This is a genomic window from Mesoflavibacter zeaxanthinifaciens DSM 18436 (genome assembly GCF_000422365.1).
In the GTDB taxonomy this organism is placed as follows: Bacteria; Bacteroidota; Bacteroidia; order Flavobacteriales; family Flavobacteriaceae; genus Mesoflavibacter; species Mesoflavibacter zeaxanthinifaciens.
Genome location: NZ_AULQ01000001.1, coordinates 275,061 through 295,912 on the forward strand (window position 1 = coordinate 275,061; position 20,852 = coordinate 295,912).

18 protein-coding genes are annotated in these 20,852 nt (G+C 30.8%); 10 read left to right on the plus strand and 8 right to left on the minus strand.

What is annotated here, in order from left to right:
- Window positions 1-23 precede the first annotated feature (23 nt).
- The 3 genes from H574_RS0101340 to H574_RS0101350 form a co-directional block, all read right to left on the minus strand.
- Window positions 24-668, minus strand: a complete 645-nt coding sequence (locus H574_RS0101340) for a peroxiredoxin (protein ID WP_027878814.1) — start codon at window positions 666-668, stop codon at window positions 24-26.
- Window positions 669-811: 143 nt separating this feature from the next.
- Window positions 812-2,278, minus strand: a complete 1,467-nt coding sequence (nhaC, locus tag H574_RS0101345; RefSeq protein WP_027878815.1) for a Na+/H+ antiporter NhaC — start codon at window positions 2,276-2,278, stop codon at window positions 812-814.
- A gap of 251 nt (window positions 2,279-2,529) precedes the next feature.
- Window positions 2,530-3,729, minus strand: a complete 1,200-nt coding sequence (locus H574_RS0101350) for an aminotransferase class I/II-fold pyridoxal phosphate-dependent enzyme (RefSeq protein WP_027878816.1) — start codon at window positions 3,727-3,729, stop codon at window positions 2,530-2,532.
- Between the two features lie 157 nt (window positions 3,730-3,886).
- Here H574_RS0101350 and H574_RS0101355 point away from each other — a divergent pair, with 157 nt between their 5' ends.
- From H574_RS0101355 to H574_RS0101370, 4 genes are all read left to right on the plus strand, one after another.
- Window positions 3,887-4,345 (plus strand): Lrp/AsnC family transcriptional regulator, encoded by a 459-nt coding sequence (locus H574_RS0101355; protein ID WP_027878817.1) that lies wholly within the window; start codon window positions 3,887-3,889, stop codon window positions 4,343-4,345.
- 45 nt (window positions 4,346-4,390) lie between these two features.
- Window positions 4,391-5,158: a LuxR C-terminal-related transcriptional regulator gene (locus H574_RS0101360; RefSeq protein WP_027878818.1), complete on the plus strand. Its 768-nt coding sequence runs from the start codon at window positions 4,391-4,393 to the stop codon at window positions 5,156-5,158.
- Window positions 5,159-5,418: 260 nt separating this feature from the next.
- A complete protein-coding gene (gene lpdA, locus H574_RS0101365) occupies window positions 5,419-6,819 on the plus strand; it encodes a dihydrolipoyl dehydrogenase (protein ID WP_027878819.1) in 1,401 nt (466 codons plus the stop codon).
- 74 nt (window positions 6,820-6,893) lie between these two features.
- On the plus strand, window positions 6,894-7,304 hold the full coding sequence (locus H574_RS0101370) for a DUF2721 domain-containing protein (protein ID WP_027878820.1): 411 nt from the start codon (window positions 6,894-6,896) through the stop codon (window positions 7,302-7,304).
- Between the two features lie 3 nt (window positions 7,305-7,307).
- On the opposite strand, the gene H574_RS0101375 is transcribed toward H574_RS0101370, so the two are convergent.
- Window positions 7,308-8,018: a LytR/AlgR family response regulator transcription factor gene (locus tag H574_RS0101375; RefSeq protein WP_027878821.1), complete on the minus strand. Its 711-nt coding sequence runs from the start codon at window positions 8,016-8,018 to the stop codon at window positions 7,308-7,310.
- A complete protein-coding gene (locus tag H574_RS0101380) occupies window positions 8,011-9,081 on the minus strand; it encodes a sensor histidine kinase (RefSeq protein WP_051169805.1) in 1,071 nt (356 codons plus the stop codon). Before H574_RS0101380 ends, H574_RS0101375 begins: the two co-directional genes overlap by 8 nt.
- A gap of 190 nt (window positions 9,082-9,271) precedes the next feature.
- Here H574_RS0101380 and H574_RS0101385 point away from each other — a divergent pair, with 190 nt between their 5' ends.
- The gene (locus H574_RS0101385; protein ID WP_027878823.1) at window positions 9,272-9,664 is read left to right on the plus strand and encodes a MotA/TolQ/ExbB proton channel family protein; all 393 of its coding nucleotides are present in this window, start codon (window positions 9,272-9,274) and stop codon (window positions 9,662-9,664) included.
- A gap of 33 nt (window positions 9,665-9,697) precedes the next feature.
- Here H574_RS0101385 and H574_RS0101390 read toward each other — a convergent pair whose 3' ends face one another.
- On the minus strand, window positions 9,698-11,053 hold the full coding sequence (locus H574_RS0101390; protein WP_027878824.1) for a DEAD/DEAH box helicase: 1,356 nt from the start codon (window positions 11,051-11,053) through the stop codon (window positions 9,698-9,700).
- A gap of 40 nt (window positions 11,054-11,093) precedes the next feature.
- The gene (locus H574_RS0101395; RefSeq protein ID WP_027878825.1) at window positions 11,094-11,984 is read right to left on the minus strand and encodes an aldose 1-epimerase family protein; all 891 of its coding nucleotides are present in this window, start codon (window positions 11,982-11,984) and stop codon (window positions 11,094-11,096) included.
- Window positions 11,985-12,061: 77 nt separating this feature from the next.
- Between H574_RS0101395 and pabB the strand changes: the two genes are divergently transcribed.
- The 5 genes from pabB (at window position 12,062) to H574_RS0101420 (ending at window position 19,322) form a co-directional block, all read left to right on the plus strand.
- A complete protein-coding gene (pabB, locus tag H574_RS0101400) occupies window positions 12,062-13,354 on the plus strand; it encodes an aminodeoxychorismate synthase component I (protein ID WP_027878826.1) in 1,293 nt (430 codons plus the stop codon).
- A gap of 25 nt (window positions 13,355-13,379) precedes the next feature.
- Entirely contained in the window at window positions 13,380-14,696 is a 1,317-nt protein-coding gene (gene tilS, locus H574_RS0101405) for a tRNA lysidine(34) synthetase TilS (RefSeq protein WP_027878827.1), read from the plus strand.
- On the plus strand, window positions 14,693-16,666 hold the full coding sequence (locus H574_RS0101410; protein WP_027878828.1) for a protein-disulfide reductase DsbD family protein: 1,974 nt from the start codon (window positions 14,693-14,695) through the stop codon (window positions 16,664-16,666). The genes tilS and H574_RS0101410 overlap by 4 nt, the downstream gene beginning before the upstream one ends.
- A gap of 62 nt (window positions 16,667-16,728) precedes the next feature.
- Window positions 16,729-18,351 carry an adenine deaminase gene (gene ade / locus H574_RS0101415; protein WP_027878829.1) on the plus strand — a complete coding sequence of 541 codons (1,623 nt, stop codon included), beginning with the start codon at window positions 16,729-16,731 and terminating at the stop codon, window positions 18,349-18,351.
- A complete protein-coding gene (locus H574_RS0101420; protein WP_027878830.1) occupies window positions 18,351-19,322 on the plus strand; it encodes a YheT family hydrolase in 972 nt (323 codons plus the stop codon). The genes ade and H574_RS0101420 overlap by 1 nt, the downstream gene beginning before the upstream one ends.
- Here the strand turns inward: H574_RS0101420 and H574_RS0101425 are convergent.
- On the minus strand, window positions 19,319-20,788 hold the full coding sequence (locus H574_RS0101425) for an SLC13 family permease (protein ID WP_027878831.1): 1,470 nt from the start codon (window positions 20,786-20,788) through the stop codon (window positions 19,319-19,321). The two genes, H574_RS0101420 and H574_RS0101425, sit on opposite strands and share 4 nt — an antisense overlap.
- Window positions 20,789-20,852: the final 64 nt, after the last annotated feature.

Below are 20,852 nucleotides of genomic sequence, written 5' to 3' on the forward strand. Positions count from 1 at the left end.
GTTTTTTAAATTAAGGGATTATTCTAGTTTGCGTGAGTTGCTAAGTAACTAGCAACGCCGTCTCTGTTAGCATTCATTGCTTCTTTACCTTCTTCCCAGTTTGCAGGACAAACTTCTCCTTTTTCTTGTACGTGAGTTAACGCATCGATTAATCTTAAGTATTCACCAACGTTTCTACCTAATGGCATGTTGTTAATGCTTTCGTGTTGTACGTTTCCTTCTTCGTCAATGATGTATGTAGCTCTGTAAGTTACGTTATCTCCTTCTACAGTTACAACACCAGTTTCTTCGTTGTAAGTTTCGTTAGTAATATCTAAAATACCTAATGTAGAAGCTAAGTTACGGTTAGAATCTGCTAAAATTGGGTAAGTTACACCTTCTATACCACCGTTATCTTTTGGAGTGTTTAACCATGCAAAGTGTACTTCTGGAGTATCACAAGAAGCACCAATTACGATAGTGTTTCTTTTTTCAAATTCTGCTAAAGCAGCTTGAAAAGCGTGTAATTCTGTTGGGCAAACAAAAGTAAAGTCTTTTGGGTACCAGAATAATAATACTTTTTTATTGTTGTTTTTTGCTTCTTCAAGAACGTTTAATTTAAAGGTATCACCCATTTCGTTCATTGCGTCTACGTTTAAATCTGGAAATTGTTTTCCTACTAATGCCATGATTAAATTTTTATATAATTAATTAATAAATTTTAAGTCGCAAATATAAGCAGGACTTGAAGATTTTAGTATTAAATAAATTTTAAAAATTTATGAAGCTATAGTTTTTGATTATATGTGTCTTAAAAATCTATAAGATAAAGTTATTTTTTGATAAGTTGTCTTATTTTTATTGAAAAAGCTGCAAAAATTAACGTTGTTATAGGGCTTAGCCAATTAAAAATAGCATAGGCAAAATATTCTGCTACACCAACACCTAAAACGCCGCTTTGATAAGCTCCGCAAGTATTCCAAGGAATTAAAACAGAAGTTACTGTACCAGAGTCTTCTAGTGTACGACTTAAATTTTCTGGTGCTAAATTTTTGTCTTGATATGCTTTTTTAAACATTTTACCAGGAATTACAATTGCTAGGTATTGGTCTGAAGCAATTGCATTTAAGCCTAAACAACTAAAAACAGTACTTGCAAAAAGACCAAATACGGTTGTTGCTATTTTTAAAAGCTCGTTAGTAATTCTGGCTAAAGCACCAATTGCATCCATAATACCACCAAATACCATTGCGCAACAGATTAATAAAATGGTCCATATCATACCATTCATTCCTCCAGATGAGAATAGTTCGTTAAGTTTTTCGTTATCTGTAGCGATTTGAGTATCTGTTAAAATAGAATTAAAAATTGCAGCAAATTTAGAATTTGATAAACTTGTTAAAATTTCAGGTTGAAAAATAAAAGCAAATATTGCAGCAAGAACAACTCCGGTTAATAATGCAATAAGAGGTTTGGTTTTCATTAAAATTAATGCAATAACTACTAGAGGAACAATAAATAGAAGCGGAGTAATATTGAAGGTATTATTTATACTTGTTAAAAGATTACTTATATCTGCATTACCTGTTGTATCTATAGTTGCGCTTAAAATAGAAAATATAATAATTGTTACTAATACAGTAGGTACTGTAGTAAAAGCCATATATCTTATGTGTGTAAATAAATCTGTGCCAGCCATAGCAGGAGCAAGGTTTGTAGTATCGCTTAAAGGCGACATTTTATCTCCAAAATAGGCTCCAGAAATTACAGCACCAGCAATCATTCCTGTTGGTATACCTAACGCACTGCCAATACCTATTAAAGCAATACCTACAGTAGCAGATGTTGTCCAAGAACTACCTGTTGCGATAGAAATTATAGCAGCAATAACTACAGAAGCAGGTAAGAATATTTCTGGACTTAAAACTTGTAAACCATAATATACCATAGCTGGTATAATGCCGCTTACTAGCCATGTTCCTGCTAAAGCACCAACTAAAAATAAGATAAGAATAGGTACAAAAACACTTTTTAAGTTTTCCCAGATTTCTTTTCCCATTAAGTTAAAAGATACCTTGTTAAATACACCTACAATAGCAGCAATGCCACCACCAATTAGTAATATAATTTGGTTGGTATAAGCACCAAACCATTCTTGATCATCAACAAAAAAGATATTGTAAGCAAGCAATGCCATTAGGCAGATTACTGGTATTAAGGCTTCTAAAAGGTTTAGTTCTTTATTTTTTACAATTCTTTGCTCGTTAATTTCAATATCAGAAAGGTTGTTATCTTGCATGTTTAGTTAGTTTTCAATTGTAATGTTACGATTTTAGACAGAGCTATGCAAATTGAAATTATCTTTTAGGTTAACTTAACAGATCTGTTAAAACGATATTTAAAACTTAAGTTTTAAGTATAGATATTAATAGATTGATAAATGTTATTTTTAAAAAATTTAAGTGATAAAACTAATCTTTAAACTATTATAATTTAGCTATTTATAAAGATTAGTTTTATCACTTTAGTTATTGTTGTATCTAATTAGTATTACAGTATACCAACTTCTTTCATACATTGATTCATCATATTGTATGTACGCTCTATATCGGCATCTAATCCAATAGAAAATCTAATTAATCCATCACTTAAACCCATTTCTTCTTGTTCATCTTCAGGTATTTCAGAAGATGTAGAAGTTCCTGGAGCAGAAAATAAGGTTTTATAAAATCCTAAACTAACAGCTAAATAACCTAAGTTTTTTTCTTGCATTAATTCCATTAAAGCATTAGCCTTATCTAAGCTACCAACGTCTATGGTAAGCATGCCTCCAAAACCATACTGTTTGTTCATCATATTTTTAAATAATTGATGAGAAGGATGAGATGTTAATCCAGGATATACAGTTTTTAGCCCTAATTTTTCAAATTTTTCTGCTAAGTAACTAGCATTATGACTATGTTGTTGCATGCGTATATGCAGTGTGCGTAAGTTTTTTAAAATAGAAGAAGCGCGTAAACTATCCATTGTACTACCTAGTAGCATACAAGCACCATCGTTAACACTTCTTAATTCGTTAATAAAGTCTTGTGTGCCGCAAACAACACCTCCAACAGTATCACTAGACCCATTAATAAATTTAGTTAAACTATGTATTACAACATCTGCTCCTAATTTTGCAGGTGAAATGGATAAAGGCGAAAACGTATTGTCTACTACTAATTTTAAATTATGTTTTTTTGCAAGATTAGCTAGCCCTTCTATGTCTGCTACTTCTAATAAAGGGTTACTAACACTTTCACAATACAAAACTTTAGTATTTTTTGTAATTTCGGCTTCAACAATATCTAATTTTGTTATATCAACAAAAGACGTTGTAATGTTTAATCTAGGAGCAAAATTCTTTAAAAAAGCATAAGTTCCACCATAAATAGTTCTGCTAGAAACCACATGGTCACCAGCTCCACAAAGTTGCATAATTACAGGTGTAATTGCACCCATTCCAGAGGCTGTTACATTTGCAGTTTCTGTACCTTCCATAGCGGCTAAAGCTTCGCCTAAATATAAATTGGAAGGAGAAGAATGGCGTGAGTATAAATAACAACCATCTGCGTTACCTTCAAAGGTGTCAAACATGGTTTTAGCTGATAAAAAAGTATAAGTTGAAGAGTCTGAAATAGAAGGATTTACACCTCCAAATTCTCCAAAATATTGTAAGTCCTGAATATTATTTGCTGGTTTAAAAGACATAGTTTTAAGTTTTATTACATCAAAATTGATAAATCCTAGAATTTAAAACAATTATGTAAATATATTTTAGAAAATTAAACTGAATTTTAATAGTTTTACAGAAAATTAGTATTGTGTTTTAAATATAATAATTTGTTTTACAGAAAATTTTTCAACTATGGTATTTGACGATATTGACAAAAAATTACTTCAACTTTTACAAAACGACAGTAAACAAACCAATAAAGCTTTAGCTAACCAATTAAACTTATCTGTTACAGCAGTTTTTGAGCGTATAAAAAAATTAGAAAACCAAGGTGTTATAAGTAAATATGTAGCCTTAGTAAATAAAGAGAAAATAGAGAAGTCTTTTGTTACTTTTTGCCATATAAAACTAATACAACATATGCAAGAATATGTAATTCAGTTTGAAAAAGAAGTAAATAAACTAACCGAAGTTATAGAGTGTTATCATATAAGCGGAGATTATGATTATCTTTTAAAAGTAGCAGTAAAAGATATGGAAGAGTTTAGAAAATTTATGGTAGAAAAATTAACCAATATAAAACATATTGGTAGCACACATAGTATGTTTGTTATCAGTGAAGTAAAACATACTACAGCAATTTCGGTTTAAATAAAAATAATTATATTGTGGTGTAAATGTTAGCTATTATCCCTTATGAAATACTCTAAAATTAAAGAGCTTTATAGCACAATTTTTGATTCTTACGCAAAACCTTCTTTAGAGACTCACATAAAGAAAATTATAGAATTAGATCAGTTTTTACCCTACAGTTCTACTTTTTTTTGCGTTACAAACACACAAGATTTAACTTTTGAATATGTAAGTAAAAATTTTACTAGCTGTTTGGGGCTAGATGATAACGATTTAAAGATTAAAGGTATGCGTTATTTTTGGAGTCGTATTCATCCAGATGATGTCGAAATATGGCTTTCTGCCATGCATCATTTAATGGACTTTACCTTAACCGAAATACCTATTAAACAAAGAAATAAAGCAAATTATACTTGGAATTATCGCTTTAAAAACGAAAAAGGAACCTATGTAAATATAGTGCAAAACACAACACCTTTAGATTTTGATAATGAAATGAAACCCATTATAGGTTTAGCACATTATACCGTTTTAGATCCTAAAATAAATATGCAAATAACAGCAACAGCAAAGCTTTTAAATGATCAAAATGAATATGAAACAGTGTATTTTAATAATTTTTCTCAAAAATTATTAAAAGAAGGAATTTCTAATAGAGAACGTGATATTATTAGGCTTTTAGTATTAGATAAAACAAGTAAAGAAATCTCAGAAAGTCTAAATATAAGTTCTCATACAGTAGATACACACAGAAGAAATATCTTGAAAAAATTAAAACTTTCATCTACAGGAGAACTAGTAGCAATGATTAAATTAAATAATATAATTTAAAAAATACTCAAATTGAGTATTGCACAAACTTTAAGATATACTCAATTTTACAATGCTATTAATCAATAAATATAAGCCTGTTTTAAATCAGATGTAGAACTCTTGTTTGATTTAACAATGGGCTTTTTTTAGGTTATATAGTTTCTTATAAAGCTTAGATAAATTATTCAAAATTATACTTAGAGGTTTACATTCAAAATCGTATTTTTGTATTAGTTTTTAATAAAATTAATTTCCGCAAAAGCGAAAAATCAACACATATGAGTCAATACGATGTAGCAATTATAGGTTCTGGACCTGGTGGATACGTAGCCGCAATACGTTGTGCACAATTAGGTATGAAAACCGCAATAATCGAAAAATATTCAACTTTAGGAGGTACTTGTCTTAACGTAGGATGTATACCAAGTAAAGCGTTATTAAGCTCTTCTCATCATTATGAAGAAGCAACAAAACACTTTGAAGATCATGGTATCGAAATTCCTGGAGAAGTTAAAGTAAATCTAGAAAAAATGATTGCGCGTAAGCAATCTGTAGTAGATCAAACTACTGGTGGTATTGACTTTTTAATGAAGAAAAACAAAATTGATGTTTATCAAGGTGTTGGAAGCTTTAAAGATGCAACTCACATTACTATTAAAGGTGAAAAAGAAGAAGAAATTGAAGCTAAAAACACTATTATAGCTACAGGCTCTAAACCTTCTAGCTTACCATTTATAAACATTGACAAAGAAAGAATTATTACTTCTACAGAAGCTTTAAAACTTAAAGAAGTGCCTAAACACCTAATTATTATTGGTGGTGGCGTTATCGGTTTAGAGCTAGGACAAGTGTACAAACGTCTTGGTGCAGAAGTAACAGTTGTAGAGTATATGGATCGTATCCTTCCAACTATGGATGCAGGATTATCTAAAGAACTTAATAAAGTCTTTAAGAAAGCAAAATGCAACATGATGGTGTCTCACAAAGTACAATCTGTAGAGCGTAACGGAGATGAAGTTGTTGTAAAAGCAGAAAATAAAAAAGGGGAAGTTGTAGAGTTTAAAGGCGATTACTGTTTAGTATCAGTTGGTCGTCGTCCATACACAGACGGACTTAACGCCGAAGCTGCAGGAGTAAAACTTAACGATAGAGGACAAGTTGAAGTAAACGAGCATTTACAAACATCTGCAAGTAACATTTACGCAATTGGTGATGTTATAAAAGGAGCAATGTTAGCGCATAAAGCTGAAGAAGAAGGAGTTTTTGTTGCCGAAACTTTAGCTGGTCAAAAACCACATATTGACTATAACTTAATTCCTGGTGTAGTTTACACTTGGCCAGAAGTTGCAGCAGTAGGTAAAACAGAAGAAGAACTTAAAGAAGCAGGAACTAAATACAAAGTAGGTCAATTTCCATTTAGAGCTTTAGGTCGTGCAAGAGCATCTGGAGACATCGATGGATTTGTAAAAATCCTTGCAGATGAAACTACAGACGAAGTACTTGGTGTACATATGATTGGTGCACGTTGTGCAGATTTAATTGCAGAAGCAGTAACTGCTATGGAATTTAGAGCATCTGCCGAAGATATATCGCGTATGTCTCATGCACATCCAACTTTTGCAGAAGCTGTAAAAGAAGCTGCTTTAGCAGCAACAGAAGATAGAGCTTTACATGTATAGTAAAACACTAAAAAGACTATTTATATAAAATTAAAGCGAGCTTTTTAGCTCGCTTTTTTTAATTTAAAAAATATATGAATCAACTAACATTAACAACGCCAGCCTTATTATTTTCAGCAATATCCTTAATCATGCTGGCTTACACTAACAGGTTTTTAGCTTATGCGTCTGTTGTAAGAAACTTAAAAGAAAAGTTTTTACAACAACAAGACGAAGCACTTTTACTTCAAATTAATAACTTAAGAAAACGGTTATACTTAACAAGATCTATGCAGATTTTTGGTATTTCTAGTTTGTTACTTTGTGTACTAACTATGTTTTTGGTTTACATAGAACAAAATGATATAGCCGTTTGGGTTTTTGGAGTTGCACTGTTATTATTAATTTTATCCTTAGGTTTTTTGATAAGAGAAATTCAGATTTCGGTAGATGCGCTAAATCATCATTTAACTGATATAGAAAATCATTTATCAGAAAAAAAGTAGAGTTTAAAAACGTTCTAGTTTAGCTATTACATCCTTTTTATAACTTCTGCTAATGGTTAAACACTTACCGTTTACAATCATTTCTTCATTGGTAAACGACTCAATACTTGCTAAGTTTACAATGTATGATCGGTGTATTCTTAAAAAATCTTTCTGTGGAAGTTTAGCTTCAATTGCACTAATAGTTTCTCGGGTAATGATAGACTGATCTTTTAGATGAATTTTTAGATAATCACTTAAACTTTCTATAAAAATAATGTCTTTAAACGTAATTTTTAACATACGTCTATCTGAACGAACAAAAATAAAATCGTTAGTTTCTGAAGGTTGTGTTTGTGTTTCAATTTGTTGCGTACTAACTTCAAAATATCTATTTATAGCTTGTAACAATCTTTCAAAAGAAATAGGTTTTAATAAATAATCTACAGCTTGAAGATTAAAACCTTCTACAGCATAATCACGATAGGCAGTAGTAAATATTATTTTAATGTTCTTATTTATTGATTTTGCAAATGCAATTCCAGAAATTTCAGGCATATTAATATCTAAAAAAATAAGATCTACTGCATTGTTATTTATAAAATTAAAAGCTTCAATAGCATTTTTGCATTGTGCGATAACTTCAATATTTTCTATTCTAGATAAGTGCGATGCTATGATCTCTCTAGCCACATTTTCATCATCTACAATTATACAAGAAATAGGATTACTCATTAGTTAGTTTAGATTTAATATTTAGCTGTAAGTTAACTGTAAATTTAGATGGTTCTTGAAAAATATCTAATTGATATTGATTTGGATATAACAATTCTAAACGTTTTTTAATGTTTTGTAAACCAATACCTTCATTTTGATTTTTCTTGTTTAAGCTACTATTAGAAATTTTAAAAATAATGATTTCTGAAGTTGTTTTTATAGATAAATCTATGTGCAAAACACCATTTTTTAAAGTTCCATGTTTAAAACTGTTTTCAACAAAAGGAATAAAAAGCATCGGCGCTATACTTATAGTATTTGAATGAATATCTTTAGTAAAAGACACGTTTAAGGTCTCATTAAATCGCATTTTTTCAAGACTTATATAATCTTCTATATGATTTATTTCATCTTCTAAACTCACAAACGGTTTATCAACTTGGTATAATAAATAATCAAGAAGATTAGATAGTTTTAAGATCATGTTTGGTGTGTCATCAGCCTTTTTTAAAGCAGCTCCATACATTGTATTTAATGTGTTAAACAAAAAATGTGGATGAATCTGCATTTTTAAATAATTAAGCTCTTGCTCTTTTAGTTTTAGCTGAGTTTCTAAAATTTTAGATTCTAATAAAGCTGTTTTTTTGTTCGATTTTAAGTTTAGCTGTAATAGTTTAAATGCACTTACCAAGATAACGACAAGATATACGCTAGATGTTACTAAAATGATGTTTCTGGTAATTGGATTCATTTGATCAAATTCAAAATTTGATAAATAAATCAAACTAAAAAATATGGACAGCATAATTAAATACAACGAAATAATTAAAGTGTAAACACTATATACCGTAAACGCTGTATATCGTTTTGTTATTAAATAATCAGGTATTAATTTGTAAATAGATACATAAGTAGTCGCTATAGTTGTTGGCATTAAAAAGGCACTAAACATTAAAGTGTCTTTAAAATGTTTACTTCCAGCACTAAAAAAATAAGTAAAAAATAAAAGCACAACAGACCAAAATAGTATGTGTTTAGTGGCTTTAAAAAGTAATAATTTGATTAATTTTTGAGTTTTCAATGCTTAAAAAAATATATACAATATTACAATTTTTAATTTTTGAGTTTTTATTTTGTAGACCAATAACCAATTTAGCAAGTGATTTGACATGTTGTTAAATCGATATCTAATTAGGTTGTTTATCGCATTTTGTAAAAGCCTAAGCTATTTAAAAATAAGTTTGTAGTAGGTTTAATCAAAAAATGAAATTATGACTTTACTAACTATTTTAAATCAACAATTTTTAGTTGCCAATCTTTTTTATGAAGGCGGACCGCTTTTTATGTCTTTAATACTATTGGCATTATTAACTTCGCTATTCTTTATCATTAAAGGTTTTATAGCATTAAAATCAAACAAAGAGCAAACTTTTAAAATGCTAAAACTAGCTATTGATGCTAGTTTGCTAGCTTTGGTTTTAGGTTTTTTAGGTTCTGTTTTAGGGCTTATTCAAGCGTTTGATAGTGTAGAAGCAATGGGTAACCCAGATCCATCTATATTTGCAGGTGGATTAAAAATATCTTTGTTAACGGCAACTTTTGGATTGTTTTCTTTTGTTGTAACTAGAATAGGAATATTTATTTTAAGACTTGCAAATAAATAAAACTAAAAAGCCAATCTTTACGATTGGCTTTTTTTATTTTTTCTTATTACGCTTATTATAATTTTTATCACCTCGTGTTTTAGGTTTTTTATATTTTTTTGCGATTTCGCGTTTGTAACTTCCACCTAAATTAACCTTTTTATTTTTTTCTTTTTTCTCATGAAAAGCAGGTCCTGGTGCATCTTCGTCAAGTCTTCGTTTTGTAGGATTGTAACGCTCTTTTATCACTTCGCGTTCTTCAGGAATTAATTCTTCAGAAATTGAAACTGTTTCAGGTATTTCAACTAAATTAATTTCCATTTGCATTAATTTCTCAATGCGTTCTAACGCGTCTTGTTCTTTTTCAGTAGAAAATACTAAAGCATGACCTTCACGTTCTGCACGACCAGTTCTACCAATACGATGCATGTAGTTTTCTGGATATTCAGGCGTATCAAAGTTTACAACATGGCTAATATTATCAATATCTAAACCACGCGCCATAACATCTGTTGCAACTAAAATTCGGTTAACACCTTCTCTAAATTGCTCAATACTACGAAGTCTGTAATTTTGCGTTTTGTTAGAGTGAATGACACATAATTCTTCTTTAAAGAATTCATCTAAATCTTCAAAAAGCCGATCTGCCATACGTTTATTAGATACAAAAACTAAGACTTTGCTGTACTGTTCTTCGTCTTTTAAAAGTTCGATTAAAAGATTCTTTTTTGTATGATAATTTGGGACGCTGTATTTGGTTTGTTCTATATTTTCTAAAGGCGTACCAGAAACTGCAATCGAAACACGTTCTGGAGCAATAAAAAAGTCGGTAATTAAGTCGTCTACATCTTCCGTCATTGTTGCAGAAAACATAATGTTTTGTCTACGTTCTGGAAGTATATCAAAAATGTTGATTAATTGATGTCTAAACCCTAAATCTAACATCACATCAACTTCGTCTATCACTAATTTTTGGATAGATTTTAATTGCAATGCTCTGCTAACTGCCAAATCGTATAATCTTCCTGGTGTAGCAACAATAATATCTAAACCTTGTGCTACAGCTTGTTTTTGGGTATTTATGTTTGTACCACCATAAACACCAAGCACGCGTACATTGATGTATTTGGCTAGTTTTTCTATATCATCAACCACTTGTACTACAAGTTCTCTAGTTGGAACTAAAATTAAAACACGAGGATTATCTTGTCTTGAAAATTTTAAATTTCTTAAGATAGGCAACATGTAGGCGTAGGTTTTACCAGTTCCTGTTTGGGCAATTCCTACTACATCTTTACCACTTGCAACAATACTAAAAGCTTCTGCTTGTATTGGCGTAGGCGAGGTAAAGCCTAAATCGTCAATAGCATTGTATAATGGTGTGTTTAATTTTAAATCTTGAAAAGTCACAGCTATAATTTAGGCTACAAAACTACTACTTATATTTTGTTTATTCTAAATGCTGCTTATGTATTTGTATACTGTAGCTAGCTGTAAATGTTTTATTTGCTGCTAATTTAATAATACCTTCTTTTTTAGTAATGTCTTGGTTGGTGTTTTCGTGATCTGCAATTCCCAACCAAGGTTCTATACACACGTAAGGCGCATTTGGTTTTGCCCAAATCCCTAAATATTTAAAATCAGGAAAACTAACATTTAAAATTTCTCCGTGGTTTTTACTTACTAAAGCTACTTTTTTAGAGCTTAAATCTTTAAAAATTAAAGCATCTTCATTAAATAAATCAGGTTTTAAATTAATGGTATTTTTGGTATTGAAAACTGGTTTTGTCTGGTCTGTAACAAGACCGTTATCCATATTTAGTAAGTAACTTTTTGCAGTTTCAAGATGTTCAAATTCTAAATGATAATCAGTGTAATTCTCTTCATCATAAAAAGGACATTTAAACGCAGGATGACCACCAATTGAAAAATACATATCAGAATCGCCTAGATTTTTAACCGTATGAGTTAAAGTTAATATGTTATCTGTAAGTGTATATTTCAATAAAAATTTAAAATCAAACGGAAACCATTCGCTTATCTGTTTGTTTTGTTTCAAGCTAAACGTTAAGCTATTTTCGGTTTGTTCTAAAAGTTTAATATCTTCATTATGTCTAACAAAACCGTGCTTTGGCATATGATAGGTTTTCTCATTAAAAATATAACTATCGTCTTTCATCGATCCAATTATTGGAAATAAATTTGGAGCGTAACTAGCCCAAACTTTTGGATCTGCATGCCACATAAATTGGCGGTTATTTTTAACTGAAGAAATCTCACAAAGCTCAGCACCTTTAGCTTTCACTTTGATGTTTAATAAGTCGTTTGATAATTGAAACATAATAATGGTTTTAAACTACTGTCAAATTAATCGTTTTTTTCTTAAATCTGCTTAACTTTACACTTCAATTTTTTTATTTGAGAACACATAAAACATATAAAGTTGCTAATGTCCAACAGTTTAAACAGCATTTGTTAAACTGGAGCAACCAATTTGAAGATATTATTTGGTTAGACAGTAATAATTACAAACAGCAGTATTCTAATTACGATGCGGTTTTGGCGGTAGATGCATTTACTAGTTTACAAACCGATTTTCATCAAGCTTTTGATAAACTAAAAGATTACCAAACTACGACTAACGATTGGATTTTTGGCTATTTATCATATGATTTAAAAAATGATGTTGAGCCTCTAAAATCAGAAAATTTTGACGGATTACATTTTCCAGATTTGTATTTTTTTCAACCTAAAAAACTATTTTTTTTAAAAGGAAATTCTGTTGAATTACACTATCTAAAAATGGTTGATGATGAAATGGATACAGATTTTGAAACTATATCAAATTTTGAAATTGTAGAACAACCTTCATATAAATCACCAATTAAAATTCATCTTCGTATTCATAAAGATGAATATTTTGAAAAGCTAGAAAAAATGTTAGCTCACATACATCGCGGTGATATTTACGAAGCTAATTTTTGTCAAGAATTTTATGCTGAAAATACAACGATAAATCCGTTAGAGATTTACAATAAGTTAAACGCCATTTCTACGCCGCCATTTGCCACCTTTTTAAAGCAAAATGACAAGTATTTATTAAGTGCTTCACCAGAACGTTACTTAAAAAAAGAAGGCGAAACTATAATTTCTCAACCCATAAAAGGAACCGCAAAACGTGACGAAGATTTTATGATCGATAGTTTGTTAAAACATGATTTGGTAGCTAATCCAAAAGAGCGTAGCGAGAATATTATGATTGTAGATTTAGTACGTAACGATCTGTCTTTAACTGCCAAAAAAGGAAGCGTAAAAGTAGAAGAATTGTGTAAGGTGTATACGTTTGAGCAAGTCCATCAAATGATATCTACAGTAACATCTCAGGTTAGGGAAGATGTACATCCTGTAGATGTGATTAAAACCACTTTCCCAATGGGAAGTATGACTGGCGCTCCAAAAATTTCGGCTATGAAAATTATCGAAGATTTAGAAGCTACAAAACGCGGATTATATTCTGGTGCTGTCGGCTATTTCTCACCAGAAGGCGATTTCGATTTTAATGTAGTGATAAGAAGTATTTTGTATAATCAATCTAAAAAGTACGTAAGCTACTCGGTTGGTGGTGCAATAACAGCAAAAAGTAACCCGACACAAGAGTATGAAGAATGCTTGATTAAAGCCAAAGCTATGCGAACGGTTTTGGAGGATTAATAATATTTAATATTACTTTTACAGTATGCTAAAAGCTTTCAAAAATCACATAAATCAACAACTTCCTTTTTTAAAAGAAAGTAAGCTGTTAATTGCTATTTCTGGCGGCTTGGATTCGGTGGTTTTAACGCATTTGTGTAAAGAAGTTAATTTAGATTTTGCTTTGGCGCATTGTAATTTCAATTTAAGAGGAAATGAAAGTGACGCCGATGAGAGTTTTGTTTTAGATCTTGCAGAAGACTTAGATATAGAAGTATTCATTCAAAATTTTGACACAGAAAGTTTTGCAAAAAACGAAAAACTATCCATACAATTAGCCGCAAGACAACTTCGCTACGATTGGTTTTTTGAACTATCCGAACAATTAAATTTTGATTACATTTTAACAGCGCATCACGCAGATGATAATTTAGAAACCTTTCTAATCAACTTATCACGTGGTACAGGTTTAGAAGGTTTAAAAGGTATTCCTGAAGTTAATGAAACTATCGTTAGACCGTTGTTATCATTTTCAAGAGAAGACATTGAAGATTACGCAAAAACAAACCATTTAAAATGGCGAGAAGATAGCAGCAATGCCTCTACAAAATACTTACGCAATAAGTTGCGTCATGATGTGATTCCTGTTTTAAAAGACATAAATCCAGATGTTTTAGCAAACTTTCAAAATACGTTGGCTCATTTAAATGATAGTTCAGCTATCGTTGAAGATGCAGTAGATTCCTTTTTGAATAAAGCAATTGTAACCATTGACGATAACCAAATTTCATATAAAATTTCAGAATTTGAAGCGTTAAATAATCCAAAAGCTTATTTATTTGAAATCTTTAAAGATTATGGTTTTACACAATGGAAAGACATTAAAAATTTACTAACAGCGCAAAGCGGAAAGTTGGTATTTTCTAAAACGCATCAACTATTAAAAGATAGAGATTATTTGATTTTAAGTGAATTGTCTTCAGAAGAAAACAATGAAACAGTTACCATTCTTGAAGATCAAAACGAAATAAAATTACCAAACGGAATTTTATGTATAGAGTCTGTCGAAGAAATAGGCGAAACAGATAAATCCACCATTTATATTGATAAAAAAACGTTAAAGTATCCTTTAACTGTAAGACATTGGGAAAAAGGCGACTATTTTTACCCATTAGGAATGCAAGGAAAAAAGAAACTTAGCAAGTTTTTTAAAGACGAAAAATTATCTTTGCTAGACAAACAAAAAACCTTGCTATTGTGTAGTGATCACCAAGTGGTTTGGGTGATAAATCACAGAGCAGATAATAGGTTTAAACTAACTAAACAAACCCAAGACATTTTAAAAATTAAATATCAAAAATGAAGCATTTATTAGCTTTTTTAATTGTACTGTTTTCAATTCAAACTGTTTTTTCTCAAATAGAACCTGTAAAATGGTCTACAGAAGTCGAAAAAATTAGTGATACAGAATATAATCTGATTTACAAAGCAGATATAGAAGATCATTGGCATTTATATTCTCAAACTTTACCAGAAGGTGGCGCAATTCCTACCGAGTTTATCTATAATGAAGATGCTATAAAAAATGATTTTAAATTAGTTGGTAAAGCTGTAGAAAGCGAGAGTATTACTAAGTTTGATAAAGTATTTCAAATGGATTTGACTTATTTTGATAACGCAGCAACTTTTACTCAAAAAATCGAATTAAATGACTCAAATATATCACAAATTGAAGCCGAAATTAGCTTTCAAGCATGTGATGATGCCAGATGTATTTTTGAAAGTGAAATCGTTACATTTAACTTACAGGAAGGAAAAGTAAGTCAAGAGACTTTTGACACGCCAAATCTAGATGCTGAAAATTTAGATAAATCAAGACAATTAGATTTAAATATTACAGGTTGGAACAATTACAAACAAGAAGAAGTTAAAGAAAAAACCAACTTTGGTATTTTCATTCTTGGTTTTATTGGCGGTTTAATAGCATTATTAACACCTTGTGTGTTCCCAATGATTCCCTTAACAGTTTCATTCTTCACAAAAAGCGCAGAAAACAGTCAAAAAGGTATTGCAAATGCAATATTATACGGATTTTTCATTCTTTTAATTTATGTGCTTTTAAGTTTACCATTTCACTTTTTAGACTCCTTAGATCCAGAAATTTTAAATACTATTTCAACCAATGTATGGCTTAATATTATCTTCTTTTTAATCTTAGGCTTTTTCGCATTTTCATTTTTTGGTTTTTACGAAATCACATTACCAGCGTCTTGGGGAAATAAAATGGACGAAAAATCATCAAGCATAGGCGGTTTTATTGGTATATTTTTTATGGCGTTAACCTTAGCAATTGTTTCATTTTCTTGTACAGGTCCAATTTTAGGATCCTTATTAGCAGGATCATTAACAAGTGATGGTGGCGCAATGCAATTAACTGCAGGTATGACAGGTTTTGGTTTAGCTTTAGCATTACCGTTTACCTTATTTGCAATGTTCCCAAAATGGTTAAATGCATTACCAAAATCAGGTGGTTGGTTAAATAGCGTTAAAGTAGTTTTAGGGTTTTTAGAACTAGCTATGGCGTTTAAATTTTTATCAAATGCAGATTTAGTGTCACATTGGGGACTTTTAAAACGTGAAATTTTCTTAGGAATATGGATAATTTTAGGTATTGGGTTGTTCCTTTATTTAATAGGAAAAATTAAATTTCCGCATGATAGTCCATTAAAAAAGTTAAGCTTTTTAAGGATTAGTACAGCTGTTTTAGTCATCTCATTTGTTATTTATATAGCACCAGGAATATTAAAAAATCCAACATGGGACTTAACAGCGTTAAGTGGTTTTCCGCCACCAATTTCATATAGTATTTATGAAAAAGATTCAGAATGTCCTTTAGGTTTAGATTGTTATAAAGATTTAGACGAAGGTATTGCTGCAGCAAAAGCTGCAAACAAACCAATTATGTTAGACTTTACAGGTTGGGCTTGTGTAAATTGTCGTAAAATGGAAGAACAAGTATGGAGTCAGAGTAAAATCTATAAAATACTTAAAGAAGAGTATATTATTATTTCATTATACGTAGATGATCGTAAAGAACTGCCAAAAGAAGAGCAATTTAAATACGTAAAACCTAACGGAAATTTAAAAAATATTAGAACGATAGGCGATAAATGGGCGACCTTACAAACGCTAAACTTTCAAAATAACTCACAACCATTTTATGTGTTGTTAAATCATAATATGGAATTGTTAAATCACACAACTGCGTACACACCAAACGCAGACGAGTATTTTGAATGGCTCCAAAAAGGCGTTGAAAACTTCAAGAAATAAAAAACTAATCCTGCAAATGCAGGATTTTTTTTAGTTTAATTTTGTGACATAAATAAATAAGAATGAAAACAATCCAAGGTCAAATAGTAGACATACAAAATAGAACAATTTTTAGCGGAAGTATCTTAGTAGAAAACGGAAAAATTAAAGCTATTAAAAAAGAAGAACATAATGTAAAACACTACATTTTACCTGGTTTTGTAGATGCACATATTCATATAGAAAGCTCTATGTTAGTACCTAGCGAGTTTGCTAAAATAGCCGTAAAACATGGTACGATTGCAACTGTTAGTGATCCGCATGAAATCGCCAATGTGTTAGGCGTAAAAGGTGTCGAGTTTATGATTGAAAACGGTAAGCAAACACCATTTAAATTCAATTTTGGAGCACCAAGTTGTGTGCCTGCAACCACTTTTGAATCGGCTGGAGCTGTTATAAATTCTGATGATATAAAAACCTTAATGGCAAATCCAGACATTAAATATTTAGCCGAAATGATGAATTATCCTGGCGTTTTATTTGATGATTCTGAAGTTTTAAAAAAGATAGAATGGGCAAAACATTATAACAAACCTATTGATGGTCATGCGCCAGGTTTACGTGGTGAAGATTTAACCAAATACATTAATGCAGGAATAACAACCGATCACGAGTGTTTTACCTACGAAGAAGGCTTAGAAAAATTGCAAAAAGGAATGAAAGTCCTTATTCGTGAAGGTAGCGCAGCCAAAAACTTCGAAGCGCTTATAGATTTACTTCCAAAGCATTATCAAAACATCATGTTTTGCAGTGACGATAAACATCCAGACGATTTATTGTTGCATCATATAAATAAATTATGCGCCAGAGCAGTTGCAAAAGGTAACGATGTCTTTAACGTGTTGCAAGCAGCATGCATAAATCCTGTAAAGCATTATAATTTAGACGTTGGATTATTAAATGAAGGTGACACTGCAGATTTTATTGTAGTTGAAGATTTAAAAGCATTTAAAACATTACAAACCTATATTAATGGCGAATTAGTTTTTGATAACGGTACATCTTTAATGCCTCATATTAATTTTGAAAACCTTAATAATTTCAACACAGAGAAAAAGCAGATATCTGATTTTAAAGTTGAAAGTCAAGCAAAAAATATTAGAGTAATAGAAGCTTTGGATGGCGAGTTAGTGACTAACCAAATCTTAGCAGAAGCAACAATAGAACACGGAAATTTAGTCTCTAATACCCAAACTGATATATTAAAAATGACGGTTGTTAATCGTTATAAAAATGACACGCCAGCAATAGCATTTATTAAAAATTTTGGATTAAAAGAAGGCGCTATCGCAAGTTCTGTTGGTCACGATTCTCATAATATTATTGCTGTTGGCGTAGATGATGAGGCAATTTGTAAAGCAGTAAATTTAATTATTGAAAATAAAGGTGGAATTTGTGCAGTCTCTAACACAAAACAAGACGTTGTACCATTACCAGTTGCAGGAATTATGAGTGACCAAAATGCCGAAACTATTGGTAAAGCCTATGCCAAATTAGACCAAATGGCAAAAGACTTAGGCGCCACTTTACACGCGCCTTATATGACGTTATCGTTTATGGCATTGTTAGTTATACCTGCTTTAAAATTAAGTGATAAAGGCTTGTTTGATGGTAGTAAGTTTGAGTTTACAAATGTAGAAGTCTAATGCCAATTTTAACAACAACATACAAACCCAATTTACTATTCCGTAATGGTCACTTAGCTACGATTTATTCAGGATTATGGCGTAGGGTAAAAGGTGTCAACCAAAAACGCGAACGTATTGTTTTACAAGATCAAGATTTTTTAGATTTAGATTGGAGTTTTTCAACTAAAAAAACGAATCAATTACTAATTGTTTTACATGGTTTGGAAGGTAACGGTAATAGGCATTATGTACTTGGATCGGCTAAAATAGCTAACCAAAATAATATGGATGCTGTTTGTGTTAATTTTAGAGGTTGTAGTGGCGAAGTTAACAAAAGTTTTCAGTCGTATCATTCTGGTAAAACGGACGATTTAACTGAAGTTATTAATCACATTATAACGCATTATCACTACGATACAATTTACTTAAACGGATTTAGTTTAGGCGGAAACGTTATTTTAAAATATTTAGGTGAAACGGAAGATATACCAAAGCAAATTAAGGCAGCAGTAGCAGTTTCGGTACCAGTTTATTTAAAAGGATCTTTGCAACGTTTGATGGCTTTAGAAAATAAAATGTATTCCATTAAATTTTTAAGAGATTTAAAGCAAAAACTAAAAGAAAAACAGGTTTTATATCCTGAAAAAATTTCAAATTCCATAATAAAGTCGGTAAAGACATTAAAAGATTTTGACGATAATTATACATCAAAAGCACATGGTTTTAAAGATGCTTACGATTATTATGAGCAATCAAGCAGTCTTCAGTTTTTAAACCAAATTTCAGTACCAACGTTATTAATTAATGCGCTAAACGATTCGTTTTTATCAAAAGAATGTTATCCAATAGAAGAAGCCAAAAACAATCCAAATCTATTTTTAGAACTACCAAAATATGGCGGTCACGTTGGTTTTCATCATAAAAACAATATTTATTATACAGAATCTAGAATGATTTCATTTTTAAATCAAATTTCTAATTCAATTTAATGTTTAAATGCGTCAGGAAATCCTTCGATTGTAATATTCCAAAGTAATGGAAGGATAAAGTAAACAAACAAGGTTAATAAAATAATTGATACTAAATTCATCACAAAACCTTTTTTTACCATATCTGGTATACGTAAATAGCCAGATCCAAAAACTACAGCATTTGGTGGCGTTGCAACAGGTAGCATAAAAGCACAAGACGCCGCAACAGCAGCTCCAACCATTAATATAAATGGATGAATATCTATTGAAATAGCCATAGGAGCCAACACTGGTAATAGCATTGCAGTTGTTGCTAAATTAGATGTGATTTCGGTTAAAAAATTAACCGCTGCAATTAGTAATAATAGTAAAATGATAGTGGTTACGCCTGCAAAAGTGGTCATTTGTTCGCCAATCCATTTCGCTAAACCTGTAGTTTCAAACCCTGTTGCTAAAGCCATTCCACCACCAAACAATAAAATAATTCCCCAAGGAATTTTTACCGCATCATCCCAATTCATCAACTTAGTTCCTTGTTTTTTAGACGGTAACAAAAACAATACGATAGCAAAAGAAATAGCGATAATAGTATCATCTAACGCAGGTAAAATAGTTTTAAATAAAAACGAACGCGTAATCCAGAAAAAAGCGGTTAAACCAAAAATAAAAGCGACCAATTTTTCTTCGTAACTAATTCTGCCTAAAGCTTTTAATTGACGGTTAACTTCGGCTTTTCCTCCAGAAAATTCTTTCTTTTCAAATTTAAAAGCAACTTCGGTTAGGTATTTCCAACAGATAAATAATAATATAATTGAAATAGGAAAACCAAACATAAACCATTGTAAAAAAGTAATTTCGTAATTATAAATATCTGAAACTACTCCAGCTAACACTAAATTTGGTGGCGTACCAATTAATGTGGCAATTCCACCAATAGAAGCGCTGTAAGCAATCGCTAACATTAAGGCTTTTCCAAAGGTTAAGTTTTCGTCTTCTGGCGTATTTGGATTATCTTTTAATTGTAAAATGATAGCTACACCAATGGGAAGCATCATCACAGACGTTGCAGTATTACTAATCCACATAGATAAAAACGCGGTAGCTAGCATAAAACCAAGGATAATTCGTTTTAGATTAAACCCAATTATTTTAATGATATTTAAGGCAATACGTTTGTGAAGATTCCATTTTTCAATAGCAATAGCGATTATAAAACCGCCTAAATATAAAAACACAAATTTATGTCCAAAAGCACTTGTAGTATCACTTAAATTAAGTCCGCCAGACAATGGGAAAAGTGCAATTGGCAATAACGCAGTTACCGCAATTGGTATTGCTTCTGTAATCCACCAAATAGCAATCCAAGCTGTAGCAGCTAATACAGCACGACCTTCTGTAGATAAACCTTCAGGTTTAAAAAATAATAGTAAGAGTACAAAAACGATAGGTCCTAAAACCAATCCAATTTTTTGAGTGTTTTTCATTTACATTGAATTGAATAAAACGAAAGTAAAGAATTTATTATTTATTAATAACCTCGATTTAAAA